General features: G+C 64.6%; 11 protein-coding genes. 6 read left to right on the top strand and 5 right to left on the bottom strand.

Going from position 1 to position 14,906, the window contains the following annotated elements; genetic code table 11:
* Positions 1–82 precede the first annotated feature (82 nt).
* From A5906_RS27670 to A5906_RS27660, 3 genes are all read right to left on the bottom strand, one after another.
* Positions 83–883: an FAD binding domain-containing protein gene (locus A5906_RS27670; RefSeq protein WP_080138397.1), complete on the bottom strand. Its 801-nt coding sequence runs from the start codon at positions 881–883 to the stop codon at positions 83–85.
* Positions 884–898: 15 nt separating this feature from the next.
* A complete protein-coding gene (locus A5906_RS27665; RefSeq protein WP_080138396.1) occupies positions 899–3,241 on the bottom strand; it encodes a xanthine dehydrogenase family protein molybdopterin-binding subunit in 2,343 nt (780 codons plus the stop codon).
* An 85-nt stretch (positions 3,242–3,326) separates the two neighbouring features.
* The gene (locus A5906_RS27660; protein WP_080138395.1) at positions 3,327–3,812 is read right to left on the bottom strand and encodes a (2Fe-2S)-binding protein; all 486 of its coding nucleotides are present in this window, start codon (positions 3,810–3,812) and stop codon (positions 3,327–3,329) included.
* Positions 3,813–4,412: 600 nt separating this feature from the next.
* On the opposite strand from A5906_RS27660, the gene A5906_RS27655 reads away from it, so the two are divergent.
* From A5906_RS27655 to A5906_RS27635, 5 genes are all read left to right on the top strand, one after another.
* On the top strand, positions 4,413–4,862 hold the full coding sequence (locus A5906_RS27655; RefSeq protein WP_080138394.1) for an SRPBCC family protein: 450 nt from the start codon (positions 4,413–4,415) through the stop codon (positions 4,860–4,862).
* 447 nt (positions 4,863–5,309) lie between these two features.
* Entirely contained in the window at positions 5,310–7,025 is a 1,716-nt protein-coding gene (locus A5906_RS27650) for a PQQ-dependent methanol/ethanol family dehydrogenase (protein WP_136615521.1), read from the top strand.
* 139 nt (positions 7,026–7,164) lie between these two features.
* On the top strand, positions 7,165–8,361 hold the full coding sequence (locus A5906_RS27645) for a c-type cytochrome (protein WP_080138393.1): 1,197 nt from the start codon (positions 7,165–7,167) through the stop codon (positions 8,359–8,361).
* A gap of 129 nt (positions 8,362–8,490) precedes the next feature.
* On the top strand, positions 8,491–9,174 hold the full coding sequence (locus A5906_RS27640) for a response regulator (protein ID WP_080138455.1): 684 nt from the start codon (positions 8,491–8,493) through the stop codon (positions 9,172–9,174).
* Positions 9,175–9,311: 137 nt separating this feature from the next.
* Complete coding sequence (locus A5906_RS27635) at positions 9,312–10,004, top strand: response regulator (RefSeq protein ID WP_080138392.1); 693 nt, start codon at positions 9,312–9,314, stop codon at positions 10,002–10,004.
* 139 nt (positions 10,005–10,143) lie between these two features.
* On the opposite strand, the gene A5906_RS27630 is transcribed toward A5906_RS27635, so the two are convergent.
* Both A5906_RS27630 and A5906_RS27625 read right to left on the bottom strand, forming a co-directional pair.
* Positions 10,144–11,499, bottom strand: a complete 1,356-nt coding sequence (locus A5906_RS27630; protein WP_167523764.1) for a hybrid sensor histidine kinase/response regulator — start codon at positions 11,497–11,499, stop codon at positions 10,144–10,146.
* 5 nt (positions 11,500–11,504) lie between these two features.
* A complete protein-coding gene (locus A5906_RS27625) occupies positions 11,505–12,671 on the bottom strand; it encodes an FIST N-terminal domain-containing protein (protein WP_080138390.1) in 1,167 nt (388 codons plus the stop codon).
* A 270-nt stretch (positions 12,672–12,941) separates the two neighbouring features.
* Here A5906_RS27625 and A5906_RS27620 point away from each other — a divergent pair.
* On the top strand, positions 12,942–14,906 hold a 1,965-nt coding region (locus A5906_RS27620), incomplete at its 3' end, for a methyl-accepting chemotaxis protein (RefSeq protein ID WP_080138389.1).

Here is a 14,906-nt window from a genome sequence, read left to right as displayed (position 1 = left end):
CATGCATGGGCGCATAATAAAAGCGGCGCGCACCGAAATGCGCGCCGCGGAAAATTTGCGTCGAGTCGCTAAAGGGTGATGGTCACCCGGCAGCAGCCACTGCGCGCTGCGCCATCACCTTGACGAGGTTGGCGCGGTACTCCGCCGTGCCGTGGATGTCGGCCAGCAATCCGCTCGCGGAAATGCTCACATTATCGATCGCCGACGGCGACCAGTTCGCCTTCAGCGCGGCCTCGATTGCCGGCACGCGCATCACGCCGCTCTGCGACGCGCCGGTAGCCGCCACCCGAACGTCGCCCGACTTGGTCTGCGCGACGAACACGCCGGTCAACGCGAAGCGCGAGGCCGGATGCCGCATCTTCTCGTAGCCGGCCTTCGCCGGAACCGGGAACGACACCGCGGTGATGATCTCGCCGTCTTCGAGAGCCGTCGTGAACAGGCCCTTGAAGAAATCATCCGCCGCAATCGACCGCTTGTTGGTCTTCACGGTGGCGCCGAGCGCGAGCAATGCGGCCGGGAAGTCTGCGGCGGGATCGTTGTTGGCGATCGAGCCGCCGATCGTGCCGCGGTAGCGCACGGCGGGATCGCCGAGCACCGAGGTGAGATAGGCGATCGCGGGGATCGCCTTCTTCACGTCGGCATTCGTCATGATGTCGTAATAGGTCGTGGCGGCCTTGATGGTCAGCGTATCCCCCGAGAGCTCGACGCCCTGCAGCTCCTTGATCTTGCCGAGGTCGATCACGTCGGAGGGGCTGGCGAGCCGCTGCTTCATCACCGGCAGCAGCGTCTGGCCGCCGGCAAGGAACTTTGCGTCGCTGCTCTTGCCGAACAGGCTGGCGGCTTCGTCGACCGAGGAGGCACGATGATAGGTGGTCTGGTACATGTTCGGTCCTCCCTCTCAAGCCGCGTGGATCGTGCGCCACACCCGGTCCGGGGTTGCGGGCATTTCCAGATTGTTCTTGCCGATCGCGTCCGTGATCGCGTTGATCACCGCCGCTGACGCCCCGATCGCGCCGGCCTCACCGCAACCCTTGATGCCCAGCGGATTGCCCGGGCACAGCGTCGTGGTGTGGGAGAGGTTGAAGGAGGGCACATCGTCGGCGCGCGGCATGGCGTAGTCCATGAACGAGGCCGTGACCGGCTGGCCGTTGGCATCGTAGATGGCGTGCTCGAGCAGCGCCTGTCCGATGCCCTGAACCAGGCCGCCATGGACCTGGCCTTCGACGATCATCGGGTTGATCAGCCGGCCGAAATCGTCGGCCGCGACGAAGTTGACGAAGGAGGTCTTGCCCGTACCAGGGTCGACCTCCAGCTCGCAGATATAGGTGCCGGCCGGGAAGGTGAAGTTGGAGGGGTCGTAGAAGGCGCTTTCCTTCAGGCCCGGCTCCATCCCGTCAGGCAGATTGTGCGCGGTGTAGGCCGCGAGCGCCACCATCGGGAAGGCGATCGCCTTGTCGGTGCCCGTCACCTTGAACTCGCCGTTCTCGATGACGATGTCGGCCTCGGAAGCTTCCAGCGCATGCGCCGCAATCTTCTTGGCCTTGGATTCCATCTTCTCCATCGCCTTCAGGATCGCGGTGAGACCGACGGCCGCCGAGCGCGAGCCGTAGGTGCCCATGCCGAACTGCACCTTGTCGGTGTCGCCATGGACGATCGAGACCTGGCTGATGGGAACGCCGAGGCGATCGGCGACGAGCTGGCAGAACGTGGTCTCGTGGCCCTGGCCGTGGCTGTGCGAACCGGTGAGGATCTCGATGGTGCCGACCGGGTTGACGCGAACCTCGGCCGATTCCCACAGGCCGACGCCGGCACCTAAGCTGCCGACCGCCTTCGACGGCGCGATGCCGCAGGCCTCGATGTAGCAGGACACGCCGATGCCGCGCAGCTTGCCTTGTGACTTTGCCTGCGCCTTGCGTGCGGCGAAGCCGGCATAGTCGATCGCCTTCATCGCGGCGTCGAGCGAGGCGTTGAAGTCGCCGGTGTCGTAAGCCATGATCACAGGCGTCTGGTGCGGGAACTGGGTGATGAAGTTGGTCCGGCGCAGCGCGGCCGGATCGACCTTCAACTGCCGCGCGGCCGTCTCCATCAACCGCTCGATCAGATAGCTCGCCTCGGGCCGGCCCGCGCCGCGATAGGCGTCGACCGGCGTGGTGTTGGTGTAGACGCCGATCACCTCGGCATGGATTGCCGGGATGTTGTACTGGCCCGACAGCAGCGTCGCGTAGAGATAAGTCGGCACCGACGAGGAGAACAGCGACATGTAGGCGCCGAAATTGGCGTAGGTCTTCACCTTCAACCCGGTGATCTTGTTGTTGGCGTCGAACGCCATCTCGGCATGGGTGACGTGGTCGCGGCCATGCGCGTCGGTCAGGAAGGCTTCGGTCCGGTCGCCGGTCCATTTCACGGGGCGGCCGACCTTCTTCGAGGCCCACAGCGCCACCATTTCTTCCGGATAGATGAAGATCTTCGAGCCGAAGCCGCCGCCGACGTCGGGCGCGATCACGCGCAGCTTGTGCTCGGGGGCGATGTTGTAGAACGCCGACAGCACCAGGCGGGCGACGTGCGGGTTCTGCGACGTCGTGTAGAGCGTGAAATGCTCTTCCGCCGCGTCGTAGTCCGCGATCGCCGCGCGCGGCTCCATCGCGTTCGGCGCGAGGCGGTTGTTGGTGACATCGAGCTTGACGACGTTGGCGGCCTTGGCGAAGGCCGCATCCGTCGCACCCTCGTCGCCGATCACCCAGTCATAGACCTGGTTGCCGGGAGCCTCGGGATGAAGCTGCGGCGCGCCAGATTTGATCGCGGCATGGACGTCGGCAACCGCGGGAAGCTCCTCATAATCGACGACGACGGCTTCCGCCGCGTCGCGCGCCAGATTCTTGCTGTCGGCGATCACCACGGCGACGGCCTGGCCGACAAAGCGCACCGTCTCCGGCGCCATCGCCGGCCATGCGCCCATCTTCATCGGGCTGCCGTCCTTGGAGGTGATGGCCCAGCCGCAGATGAGATTGCCGACCTTGTCGTCGACCAGCTGCTGGCCGGTGAGCACCGCGACCACGCCCGGCATCTTCAGCGCCGCGGACGAATCGATCTTCTTCACCTTGGCATGTGCATGCGGGCTGCGGATGAAATGGGCATGGGTCATGCCCACCAATTTGATGTCGTCCACATACCGGCCCTTGCCGGTAATGAAACGCTTGTCTTCCTTGCGCACGACGCGCGCGCCGATGCCTTCAACACCCATGACTGGTCCTCCCGACCGGAAGTTGCTTCGACTGCGCTTTCCCTCGAAAGCAGCAGCGGTGGTTCTTTGTTCGAGGCGGGCGGCCTTACTCGGCCGCCTGCGAGACCTTCATGCGCCCGGCCGCATCCAGCACGGCCTTGACGATGTTGTGGTAGCCGGTGCAGCGGCAGATATTGCCTTCGAGCTCGTGGCGGACCGTGGCCTCGTCGAGCTGGCCGCCGTGACGATGCACGATGTCGATCGCCGACATGATCATGCCCGGCGTGCAATAGCCGCACTGCAGGCCGTGATTGTCGCGGAAGGCGGCCTGCATCGGGTGCAGCTCGTCGCCCTTGGCGATGCCCTCGATGGTGGTGACGTTGGCGCCGTCGGCCTGGCCCGCCAGCATGGTGCAGGATTTGACCGCACGGCCGTCCATGTGCACGACGCAGGCGCCGCACTGGCTGGTGTCGCAGCCGACATGGGTCCCTGTCAGGTTGAGGTGATCGCGCAGCAGATGGACCAGCAGCGTGCGGTCCTCGACGTCGACGGCAACGGCCTTGCCGTTGACCGTCAGTTTGACTGTAGACACGGCGTACTCCTCCCGAATGTTTGTAGTTATTCCAATTAGAGACAGCGCGAACGGAACTTTGCAACTGGGATTTTGGTGGCCGCGCGTCATGGAAAGGTCATCGTGACGGTCGCCGCAGATGTACGATTCGGTCACGACATTCGTGCCGCCACCAGCGCATGGCGCGACCTTGCAAATGAGTTTGCGAAAACGGTGTCCACGTCGTCAGCTGCGGCCTGCGCTCAACCGCGATCGCGCGAAGCGCTGGCCTTGAGCACTGGCCTTGAGCACTGGCTTTGGACGTCGCGCTCCTCGCGCGTCGTTTCTCCCTTTGCTGCCTTGTTCCTTGCCACGAATAGGAGCACGCGCTCACACCCTTGTAACCGCGATCTTGGTAGTAGGCGGAAGCGAGTTAAGTCGTTGATTTTGCTTGTGGCGACGCAGCAAACCGTGCCGACACTCCACTCCGTCATTCCGGGGCCCGAGCGAAGCGAGGGAGCCCGGAATGACATCGACTGAATGAGGCGCGTCCAAGCAGGACTAGTACTTCCTGGCGATTGATCGCAGCCGGACGTCCCCCTAGTCGAACCGTGCAAGCAACGGTCAAAAGGGGTGGAAGCGATGCAGATGAATGACAGTCAGCGTATTCCGGCGTCGAAAGCCAAAGTGTGGGCTGCGCTCAACGATCCCGACATTCTCAGGCGCTGCATTCCCGGCTGCCAATCGCTCGAGATGGCATCGCCGACGGAGATGACGGCGACCGTGGAGCTGAAGGTCGGCCCGGTGAAGGCCACGTTCAGCGGCAAGGTGACGCTGACCGATATCGACGCGCCCAACGGCTACCGCATCGTTGGCGAAGGCGCAGGCGGCGTCGCGGGCTTTGCCAAGGGCGGCGCGAAGGTCAGGCTGGAAGAGGAATCGCCCGATGTCACCATCCTGCATTACGACGCCGACGCACAGATCGGCGGCAAACTCGCGCAGCTCGGCTCGCGGCTGATCGACTCGACGTCGCGAAAACTCGCCGCGAACTTCTTCGAAAGTTTTGCAGGCCTGGTAGCGCCATCATCGTAACCGATACCCAGCATCGCTGCGCGCGACGATGCAAGATCGTCCAAACTCACCTGTCGTCCCGGACAAGCGTAGGCGCAGATCCGGTATAACCACAGGCCGACGTGGTTACGGGGACTCGGAGTTATCAGCCTGCGCCACACCAACTCTGTGGTTATCAGCGCCCACTCCGTTCGCTTGTCCGGGACGACGACCGAGCGTGAGGCGATGTCGTCGTCCCACACCGCTTGGTGCGTTTTGCACTGTAGATCAAGGCAAAGACGCAAGCGAGCACAACGAGATGAGCGGCGAAAGCCGCCGATGATCCGCACTACTACCTTCCGCCTATACTAAGCGCGAAACGGCGATGCTGTAATTTCCAACGATGGTTCGCAGGAAAACTGCGCATCACGAGCGCAGCTTGCTCAGGCGCCCAACGAGGCGTTCACAACAACATCGCGGAGGGAATACATGACCTTTGGAACGAAGGGCTTCTTGGCCGGCATCTCCATGATTGCGATGCTCGCCGCCACTACATCCGGCACTCGCGCCAACGAGACCGTGCTCAAGGCGCAATCGGATTCGAACCAGTGGGCCGTCGCGGGCCACGACTACGGCAACACGCGCTTCAGCCCGCTGAAGCAGATCAACACCGAGAATGCCGGCAAGCTCACGCTCGCCTATTCGTTCTCGCTGGCCTCGCTGCGTTCGAACGAATCCTCGCCGATCGTCATCGGCAACACGCTCTACGTTTCGAGCTCCTGGGGCCCGAAATACGTCTACGCGCTTGATGCGGCCACCGGCGCGCGCAAATGGACCTGGGAGCCCGACATTCCCGAGGACGTGCTGCAATACGCCTGCTGCGACGTCAACAATCGCGGCGTCACCTACGCCGACGGCAAGATCTTCGTCGGGCGTCTCGACGGCAAGCTGACGGCGCTCGATGCCGCGACCGGCAAGGCGCTGTGGACCACGAAGGTGGTCGACTACAAGCAGGGCTCGGTCATCACCTCGCCGCCGCTCGTCGTGCGCGACAAGGTCATCACCGGTTTCGGCGGCGGCGAGTACGGCGTGCGCGGCTCGCTCCAGGCCTTCGACATCAACACCGGCAAGCAGGTGTGGCAGACCTACACCGTTCCTTCGCCGGATGAGCCCGGCGGCGACACCTGGAAGGGCGACTCCGCCCAGCACGGCGGCGGCGCGGCCTGGCTGGTCGGCTCCTACGATCCGAAGACCGACACGGTCTATTGGGGCACCAGCAATCCGGCCCCGTGGAACACGGCGGTGCGCTCGACCGGCGACGGCAATTTCGGCAAGCTGACCAACCTCTACACCGCCTCGACGGTGGCGTTCGATCCCAACACCGGCAAGATCAAGTGGCACATCCAGACCACGCCGGCCGACGCCTGGGACTATGACGGCGTCAACGAAGCCGTGCTTGCGGATCTGAAGATCGGCGGCAGCACCGTTCCGGCGCTGATGAAGGCGGATCGCAACGGCTATTTCTTCGTCGCCAACCGCGAGACCGGCAAGGTGCTGTCGGCGGAGAAGTACGTGTTCTCCAACTGGGCCAAGAAGTGGGATGTCGCCACGATGCGCGCGGTCGAGGATCCCGACAAGCGTCCCGGGCCGAACCATCCCGCCAAGGACATCTGCCCGAACCTGATCGGCGGCAAGAACTGGCAACCGATGTCGTTCAATCCGCAGACCGGGCTCGTCTACATTCCGTCCAACAATGTCTGCATGGACTGGTCGGTCTCCGACGTCTCCTACAAGCGCGGCGTGTTCTATCTCGGCGCTGAATTCCCGACCAAGGAAGGCCCCGGCGGTTTCCTCGGCGAGCTCGTCGCCTGGGACCCGGTCGCGCAGAAGAAGGTCTGGTCGATCAAGGAAGACCTGCCGTTCAACGGCGGCACGCTGACCACCGGCGGCGGTCTCGTGTTTGCCGGCAACATCCATGGCGACTTCCGCGCCATCGATGCGAAGTCCGGCAAGGTGTTGTGGAGCAAGAATCTCGGATCCGGCATCGGCGCAGGTCCTGTGACCTACCAGGTCGACGGCAAGCAATATGTCGCCATCGTCGTCGGCCGCACGGCTGCGCTGCCTGCGTTCCTGGGCGAGGTAGGAAAGAAGATGACGGCCGCAGCTCCCGAGGGCGGTTCGCTCTTCGTGTTCTCCGTCCAGTGACCACTCGCGCGCGTATCCTCTCGAGGTGACGGGATACGCGCGCGCTTTTTCCAGACCTTGATTGCGGCCTCGGCAGATGCCTGGTGCCGCCGCGCCTGGTTCAACAAGCTCCGGCCCAACAACGCTACGGGAGACGAGGATGCGTACCAACCATTCTGACATTGGCGTGAGCCGACATCGCGCCATCGCCGGCCTGCTCGCATGCGCCGCCGCGCTGGCCGTATCCGCCTCGCCGCTGCATGCAGACGAGACCCAACCGCTCCGTCTCTGTGCCGATCCCACCAATCTTCCGTTCTCGAGCGATAGTCCGTCGCAGCCGGGCTTCTATGTCGAGATCGGACAGGCGCTGGCGCAGGCGCTCGGCCGGCCGGTCGCCTACGACTGGTACAAATCCTATTTCGGCAAGCGCACGGTCCGCGTCACCCTGCTCGGCAAGCAATGCGATGCCATGATCGGGCTGCCTCGGTCCGAGGATTTCATGGGGCCGGCCGTGATCTTCTCCAGGACTTTTGCGAAGGAGGGCTATGCGCTCGTCGCCGCCAAGGAATCTGCCAAGGGGCAGGCGCTCGGCGGCATCGACAGCCTCAGGGGCAAGCGGGTCGCCGTGCAGTTCGCCAGCACGCCGCAAAACCTGCTCGCGAGCCGCGACGACATCCAGAAGGTGACGGTGCTGTCGCCCGAGGAAGGCATGCAGGCGCTCGATCAGGGCAAAGCCGACGTCGCCTTCATCTGGGGACCGGTCGCCGGCTGGCTGAATAAGACCAGCTACAACAGTCGCTACCAGATCGAGCTGATCGAAGGCGAAGGCCTATCGTGGGATGCGGCCATCGGCTTTGCAAAGACTTCGACGGAGCTGCGCGATCGCGTCGATGCCGTGTTGCCGCAGCTGCAGAGGACGATCGGCGAGCTCGCGGTGAAATACGGCTTGCCGACCGGCGCGCCGGTTCGCTTCGGCGAGGGCCGCACGGGGCCGGCGGCAACGACGACGGGAACAGGAGCCGGAGCCGGCGTGACCCAAATCGCCAATGTGGTGGCGACCGAGACCAAGGGCGACGCGGCCGCGCCAAGCACTGAGGCTGTCGGCGCGGGCAAGGAGATCTTCAACGGAACCTGCGCGCACTGCCACGGTCCCGACGCGGTTCAGAGCGAGCGTAAGATCGACCTGCGGCTGCTGCGTCATCGCTACGGCGACGAGATGCGCGACAAATTCTGGACGACCGTGCATGAGGGACGGCCGACCAAGGGCATGCCGGCCTGGAAGGAGGTCTTCACCGACGACCAGTTCGACAACATCTTTTCCTTCCTACTGACGGTCCAGTCCGAATCGAATGATTGAATGGTCTTGACCGAACGCGATCGGAAGGATGTGGTAGCGTCCGTCCGGCGTCGTCCCGGCGCCGGACGGGTCTCGCATGGATGTGCTGCTTCCGCGGATGCGCGTGCGGTGCAGTCTTGGGAAAGCGCCATGACCAGCTTCCTGATCATTGACGATCATCCGCTGTTTCGCGAGGCGCTCGGCAATGCGGTGCGGCTGGCCTTGCCGGAGGCGCGGATCTTCGAGGCGATGTCGATCGGGGATGCCCTGCATATCCTGTCGTCCGAGCAGGGCATCGACCTCGCGCTGCTCGACCTCTCACTGCCGGATGCGACCGGCTTCTCCGGCTTTCTGCGCTTGCGCGAGGCCTATCCGCGCCTTCCCGTCGCCATCGTGTCGAGCGAGGAGGACCAGCGCGTCGTTCGCGAGGCGCTGGCGCTGGGCGCCGCCGGCTATCTGCCCAAGTCGACGTCGAAGCGCGAGCTGGCGCAATCGATCGAGGGCGTGCTGAGCGGATCGGTGTCGGTGCCGAAGGATTTCGTAGCGACGCCGCGGCGGCGGGCCGATGCCAGCAAGGCGCTCGAGGTCAAGCTCTGCGATCTCACACCGCAGCAGCTTCGCGTGCTCGACCTCCTGCGTCGCGGCTATCCGAACCGGCAGATTGCCCAGGAGCTTCAGCTCGCGGAATCCACGGTGAAGGCGCACATCACCGAGATCCTGCGCAAGCTCGGCCTGTTCAGTCGCAACAAGGCGATCATCGAGATCGGCAAAATGGATTTGCCCGATCCAAAGGCCCGACCCTATGCGCGGACTGATCGCGGCAGGTCGCAATGACGCGCGGTCCCGTCCTTGACCTGGATCAAGTCGGCGCAGCCCCGCTGAGCCATTCTCGGCGCGCTCAATTCGACGTCGATCCCGGCGGGGATCTTCGGCAAGGTCTTCAGCAAGGTCTTCAGAATGATGGCTCATCCATGATGCGATTTCTGATCGTCGAGGACCATCCGCTGTTTCGCGAAGCGCTCGAAGGCGCGCTCCAGATGGTGGCGCCGGCGGCCGAGATCCTTCAGGCCACGTCGATCGACGGCGCGCTGGAGCAGGTCGCGGCGACCACAGGGCTCGATCTGATCCTGCTTGACCTGTCGATGCCGGGCACCACGGGTCTTTCGGGCATCATCCGCATCCGCAAGGCATTCCCCAAAATTCCCGTCGTCATCGTCTCCGGGCATCAGGATCGGCAGATCATGTCCGGCGCATTGTCGCTCGGCGTGTCCGGTTACATCCTCAAGTCGTCGTCCAAGCAGGAGCTGGCGCAATCGATCGGCGAGGTGCTGCGCGGCGCGGTCTGTGTTCCCGCCGCCTATCGCGGGCTGGTCCGCCCGCAACGCCCATCTGGTCCCGCACAGGATCTGTTGAAGCGTCTGCACGATCTGACGCCGCAGCAATTGCGCGTGCTCGAAATGCTCAAGCGCGGCCTGCAGAACAAGCAGATCGCCTACGAGCTCAAGATTTCGGAGACCACGGTGAAGGTCCACGTCTCCGACATCCTGCGCAAGCTCAACGTGCTGAGCCGGACCAAGGCCATCGTCGAAATGTCCAGGATCGATTTCGCGACGCTGGCCGCCGAGGGCAGCAGGCACGAGCGCGCCCAGCCCGACCAGCCATGACGCGATTGTCGCCCGTTTTGTCTCGCAGACGGCGCCCGCACGATCGATGATCTTGAATTCAAATCATCAGCTTGGCCGGATGTAAGATATTACCGGTACTGTGCATGGGGTTGTTTCGACACTTTTATTTATTGGGAGCCTAGCTCAGCAGGAACGACAGCAGGGCCCGCATCTCGGCCGGCTTGATCGGCTTCTTCAGCACTTCGAGCCCGTGCAGGCTCGCTTCCTTCGCGGCCTTCTCCGAGTAGTCGGCGGTGATGATCATGGCCGGCGTGTCGAGCGTCAGATGCCGGCGAACATCGGCGATGGCCGACAGGCCGCTCTCGCCGTGATCGAGATGGAGGTCGGCGATCACGGCATCGGGGGCGCCGCCGAGCTCGCTGAGCCGCAGCAGCGCGTCCGCCGCCGAGCGCGTGGTCGCGACGTCGCAGCCCCATCCCTCCAACAGCGCGGCCATCGCCTCCGACCCGTTCGGGTCGTTCTCGATCAGCAGGATCTTGGCGCCCTCGAGCCCACTGTAATTGTAATGCCGCTCGGCGAGCTTGACCTCGTGCACCTCGTCGCTGATCTCAGTGAGATCGGCCGGCTCCAGCTCCAGGGTGAAGGTCGATCCCCTCCCGACCTGCGACGACAGCCGCACCTCGTGCCCCAGCACGGTCGCGAAACGGCGGACGATGGACAGGCCGAGCCCGAAGCCGGCCTGATCGGTCGCGGTTGCCTCGCCGCGCTGGAATTCGCGGAAGATCGCCTCCTGCTGCGCCTGCGCAATTCCGGGTCCGGTGTCGGAGACCTGGATGCAGATATGGTCGCCCCTTGGCCGGCATCCCATGATGACGCCGCCGCTGCCTGTATAGCGGATGGCGTTGGCGAGCAGGTTCTGCAGGATCCGCCGCAGCATCATCGCATCCGAGGTCACAGCGAGCGGTGAGGTGCGGATGCGCAGGGAAAGACCTTGCCGCGCCGCGACCGGCTCGAATTCGTTGCGGAGCTGCTCGAACAGCGGCGCCAGCGCGATCGCGCGCACGTCGGGCTTGAGCGCGCCGGCGTCGAGCTTTGCGATCTCCAGCAGCGACCGCAGCAGGTCCTCCAGCATCAGCAGCGAGCGGTCAGCCTGGTCGATGAGCAGGCCCGCCTCCTGCGATTCCATCATCTCGGTCAGCGCCGACAGCGTCAGGCGCGCCGCGTTGAGCGGCTGCAGCAGATCGTGGGTGACCGAGATCAGCACCGAGGATTTCAGCGAGCTTGCGGCTTCGGCCTGTTGCTTGGCGCGGTAGAGCCCCTCATTGGCGCGCTCGACCGAATGCAGCGCCTCGCGCAGCTGGTGCGTCCGGTCGCGAACCTTGTGGTCGAGCGCAATGGCGGTTTCGAACAATGAAAAGGCGTTGAGCTGCTGATCCATCGCGCGCTCAACGCGCGACATCAGCGCGGCATTGATCTTCTTCAGCTTGGCGGCCTCGCGCCGCAGCTGATCGATCGCGTCGGGGCCCTGCCACATGTCCGTCACGACGGCCGCCGTCCGATCGCAACGCCCGTGAAGGTCTGGTTCACATGCATGGAGCCGAACTGCTCGCCATAGGTGTGAAAGCCGACGACCCGGTTCTGCCGGTACAGTTCGGACATGTCGCGGGTGAGCTGATGCTGCTCGGCGTCGAGCCGCCGGAGCAGGCACTCGAAGCCGATATAGAGCGAGACGTCGCCGATCTGGTCGCGGATTTCGGCGAAGGTGTCCCGCGTCGAGCCGACCAGGCTGCGCGACGTCGCCGCCGTCAGCACCATGCCCTCGTCGATGGCGCAGAAGAAATGCAGCGAGCCGTCAGGCTCGACGCGCTGGATCGATCGGGCGTAGTAGGCGCCGCCGACGCGCACCAGCACGGGGTGGGACGCGAAGGAGAACGGATCGAGCTTGGCGTCGATGATCCCGACCATGCGCGAATATTCCTGGGCTGCAGGCTCGGCGTTCAGCTCCCTGACCGTCCGGTTTTCGATGTCGGCCTCGGTGACCACCATCTTCTGCGGGCTCGGCTCGAAATTGTCGCATTTGAAGACCCGGAACGGCAGCGAGGTGTTCAACAGGATCAGGAGGGCGGCATTGGAGTGGGCCTCTCCGTCGAAGAACACAAAGGTCTTCTCGAAGCGCATCCCGTCGCCCGCGGACCCGCCGACGACCGGAATGTCATCCAGCGAGGCATAGATCGCCGACATCACCGCCTCTTCGCGCCGGCAGAGGCCGTCGATCAGCACCAGGCCGAAGGGATTGCCGCGATCGACCTGCGGGGTGATCCGCAGCAGCTCGTGCCGGAGCTCACCTCCGATCCTGCGGCCGTCCTCGACGCGGAAGCTGTCGAGGTTGAGGATGGGTCGCACCGCGGCAGAAAAATCGGCACGGCTGAACGCCAGCGCCACGACGCTGTTCTCGTCCCAGCCATCGGGGGCAAGCTCGCCCGCGGTTGTGCAGCCGCAGACCTGGGTCTCGTCGAACTGCCGGGTGATCTCGGCGATGAAGTGATGGGGGTCGTAGCGGGGGGAGAGGAAGACCAGAATCAGTGCGAGGTCGTCGGATGGGAGCTGGGCCGCGAGCTCGGTCACGGCTTCATCGACGCTCGCGGCCTTCGATTTGGCAACGGCAACGCCAGACGTACCGTCAAACCGAAAATCGGTTTGCCCCACTCCGTTTCTCCCCTCAAGGACCAGCCTGGTCTGATGCCAAGTGCCTGATAAGTATTCGAGCGTAAGGCGTTTTCCTGATAGCCGCAACACGGCGCCGCTCGGCCCCGGCAGGGCCGGACCAGCCTCTCGAGGGGGAACTCACGTCACTTGGGACGCCGGTCGGACGGATTTACCACCCCTTGACAATTCTGCCTTAATTTTTCGCAGCGGTTCGGAAGGGGCTGTTTCCGAGCCGCGTCATCGTTGCAAGAACACAGGCTGGGGGTAGGAATGACCGGGCGTATCGCGTCGCCGTCCAAGCGCAGGGCATTTCCGACCCTCAAGTTCCGCGCCAAGATCATCCTGGGCTTTGCCGCAGTGCTGGTCATCTCGGCCGGCAGCATGGCTTTCGCCTATTTCGGCTTCGAGCGCGTATCGTCCGGGGTCGGATCCTATCGCAGCAGCGTGTCCGAAGCCGACCTCGCCCGCAACATCGACCGTGAACTGCTCGCCTATCGATCCGCCGTCAAATATTTCGTCGTCACCGGCAAGGAAGACGATGCCAAGGCAGCGCTCGACGCCGAGGCCAGCCTCAGGAGCGCCATCGACCAGGCCATCAAGAGCGCCAAGAAGCCGGCGCGGCAGGAGAGCCTCAATAAGCTCGCCAAGGAGTTTTCCAATTTCTCCGCGACCTTCGCGAAGGTGCTGCAAGCCAAGCGCGACAGCGCGCTGCTGGTGCAGAACCAGCTCTCCCGCCAGGCCAATCTCCTGAAGTACAAGCTCGATGATATCGGCAACAACGCTTCCGATTCCGAGGCGCAGGCGATCGAGTTCGGCACCAAGCAGGTCAACGCCCAGTTCCAGACCGCGAGCGCGGCGGCGACCAATTTCGTGCTGACCTCCGACCAGGCGATCGCGACCAGCGCGCTGGCGCGGCTGAAATTCGTCGAGAACTCGCTCGGCGCGGTCTACTCCATGGATGACAAGATCGTCGCCGGCCTGAAGGACGCCAAGACCATCCTCGTCGCCTATCGCGAAGCGCTGGAGAAGCTGATCGCCAACGCCAAGATGGTCGATGAGCTCGTGACCGAGATGAGCGGCTCGGCCGGTGCGATCCTGCAAGGCGCGACCGCCATGAAGGCGGACCTCGTCGCCGAACAGCAGCGGCTGGATTCAGAGTCGGAAGCGACCATCGGAAAGACCGAGCAGCTGGTGCTGATGCTCGCCATCGGCGGTACGCTGTTAGGTGCGGTCCTCGCCTTCCTGCTCGGCACAGGCATCTCGCGGCCGATGATCGCGATGTGCAAGGCGATGCGCGAGCTCGCCTCGGGCAATTTCGACGTCGTGCTGCCCGGTTTGGGGCGCAGGGACGAGATTGGCGAGATGGCCGGCGCGGTGGAAGAGTTCAAGGTTCAGGCGGTGGCCAAGGCCGAGCGCGACGCCGCCGCCAGCGAGATCCAGAATCGCGAGCAGGCCGCCAGCCGCCGCGCCGAGCTGATCCGCTTCGCCGATGATTTCGAGAGCGCGGTCGGCGCCATCGTCTCCAACGTCTCGGCTTCGGCCGTGCAGCTGGAATCGGCGGCCTCGACCTTGACCCGCACCGCCGAGACCACGCAGAGCCTGTCGAGCCAGGTCGCCGGCGTCTCCGAGCAGGCCTCCTCCAACATGCAGTCGGTCGCGACCGCGACGGAAGAATTGTCGGCCTCGGTCGAGGAGATCGGCCGCCAGGTCCGCGATTCCAGCCGCATTGCCGAGGCTGCCGTGGTGCAGGCCCGGGAGACCGACGGCCGCATCGGCAAGCTGTCGCATGCGGCCCAGCAGATCGGCGAAGTGGTCAAGCTGATCACGGCGATCGCCGAGCAGACCAACCTGCTGGCGCTCAACGCCACCATCGAGGCGGCACGCGCCGGTGACGCCGGCCGCGGCTTTGCGGTGGTCGCGAGCGAGGTGAAGTCGCTGGCGAGCCAGACCGCCAAGGCCACCGACGAGATCTCCTCGCACATCGCGGGCATGCAGGGCGCCACCGCCGAATCGGTCGCCGCGATCAAGGAGATCGGCGCCACCATCGGCCAGATCTCGTCGATCTCGACCTCGATCGCGAGCGCCGTCGAGCAGCAGGGCGCGGCGACGCAGGAGATCGCGCGCAGCGTCCAGACCGTCGCGCAGGGCACCCAGACCGCGGCGACCGACATCGGCCAGGTCAACCGCGGCGCCGCCGAGACCGGCTCGGCCTCGGAGGAGGTGCTGCACTCGGCC

It is taken from the genome of Bradyrhizobium sacchari, from assembly GCF_002068095.1.
GTDB lineage: Bacteria > Pseudomonadota > Alphaproteobacteria > Rhizobiales > Xanthobacteraceae > Bradyrhizobium > Bradyrhizobium sacchari.
Note: the sequence above shows the minus strand (reverse complement) of the source record. Positions and strands in the feature narration are given on the sequence as shown.

Excerpts from the sequence above, each read along its gene's own strand:
- A5906_RS27655 (WP_080138394.1), top strand. The coding sequence starts at position 4,413 with ATGCAGATGAATGACAGTCAGCGTATTCCGGCGTCGAAAGCCAAAGTG.
- A5906_RS27645 (WP_080138393.1), top strand. The coding sequence starts at position 7,165 with ATGCGTACCAACCATTCTGACATTGGCGTGAGCCGACATCGCGCCATC.
- A5906_RS27650 (WP_136615521.1), top strand. The coding sequence starts at position 5,310 with ATGACCTTTGGAACGAAGGGCTTCTTGGCCGGCATCTCCATGATTGCG.
- A5906_RS27630 (WP_167523764.1), bottom strand. The coding sequence starts at position 11,499 with ATGTGGCAGGGCCCCGACGCGATCGATCAGCTGCGGCGCGAGGCCGCC.
- A5906_RS27635 (WP_080138392.1), top strand. The coding sequence starts at position 9,312 with ATGATGCGATTTCTGATCGTCGAGGACCATCCGCTGTTTCGCGAAGCG.
- A5906_RS27665 (WP_080138396.1), bottom strand. The coding sequence starts at position 3,241 with ATGGGTGTTGAAGGCATCGGCGCGCGCGTCGTGCGCAAGGAAGACAAG.
- A5906_RS27670 (WP_080138397.1), bottom strand. The coding sequence starts at position 883 with ATGTACCAGACCACCTATCATCGTGCCTCCTCGGTCGACGAAGCCGCC.
- A5906_RS27640 (WP_080138455.1), top strand. The coding sequence starts at position 8,491 with ATGACCAGCTTCCTGATCATTGACGATCATCCGCTGTTTCGCGAGGCG.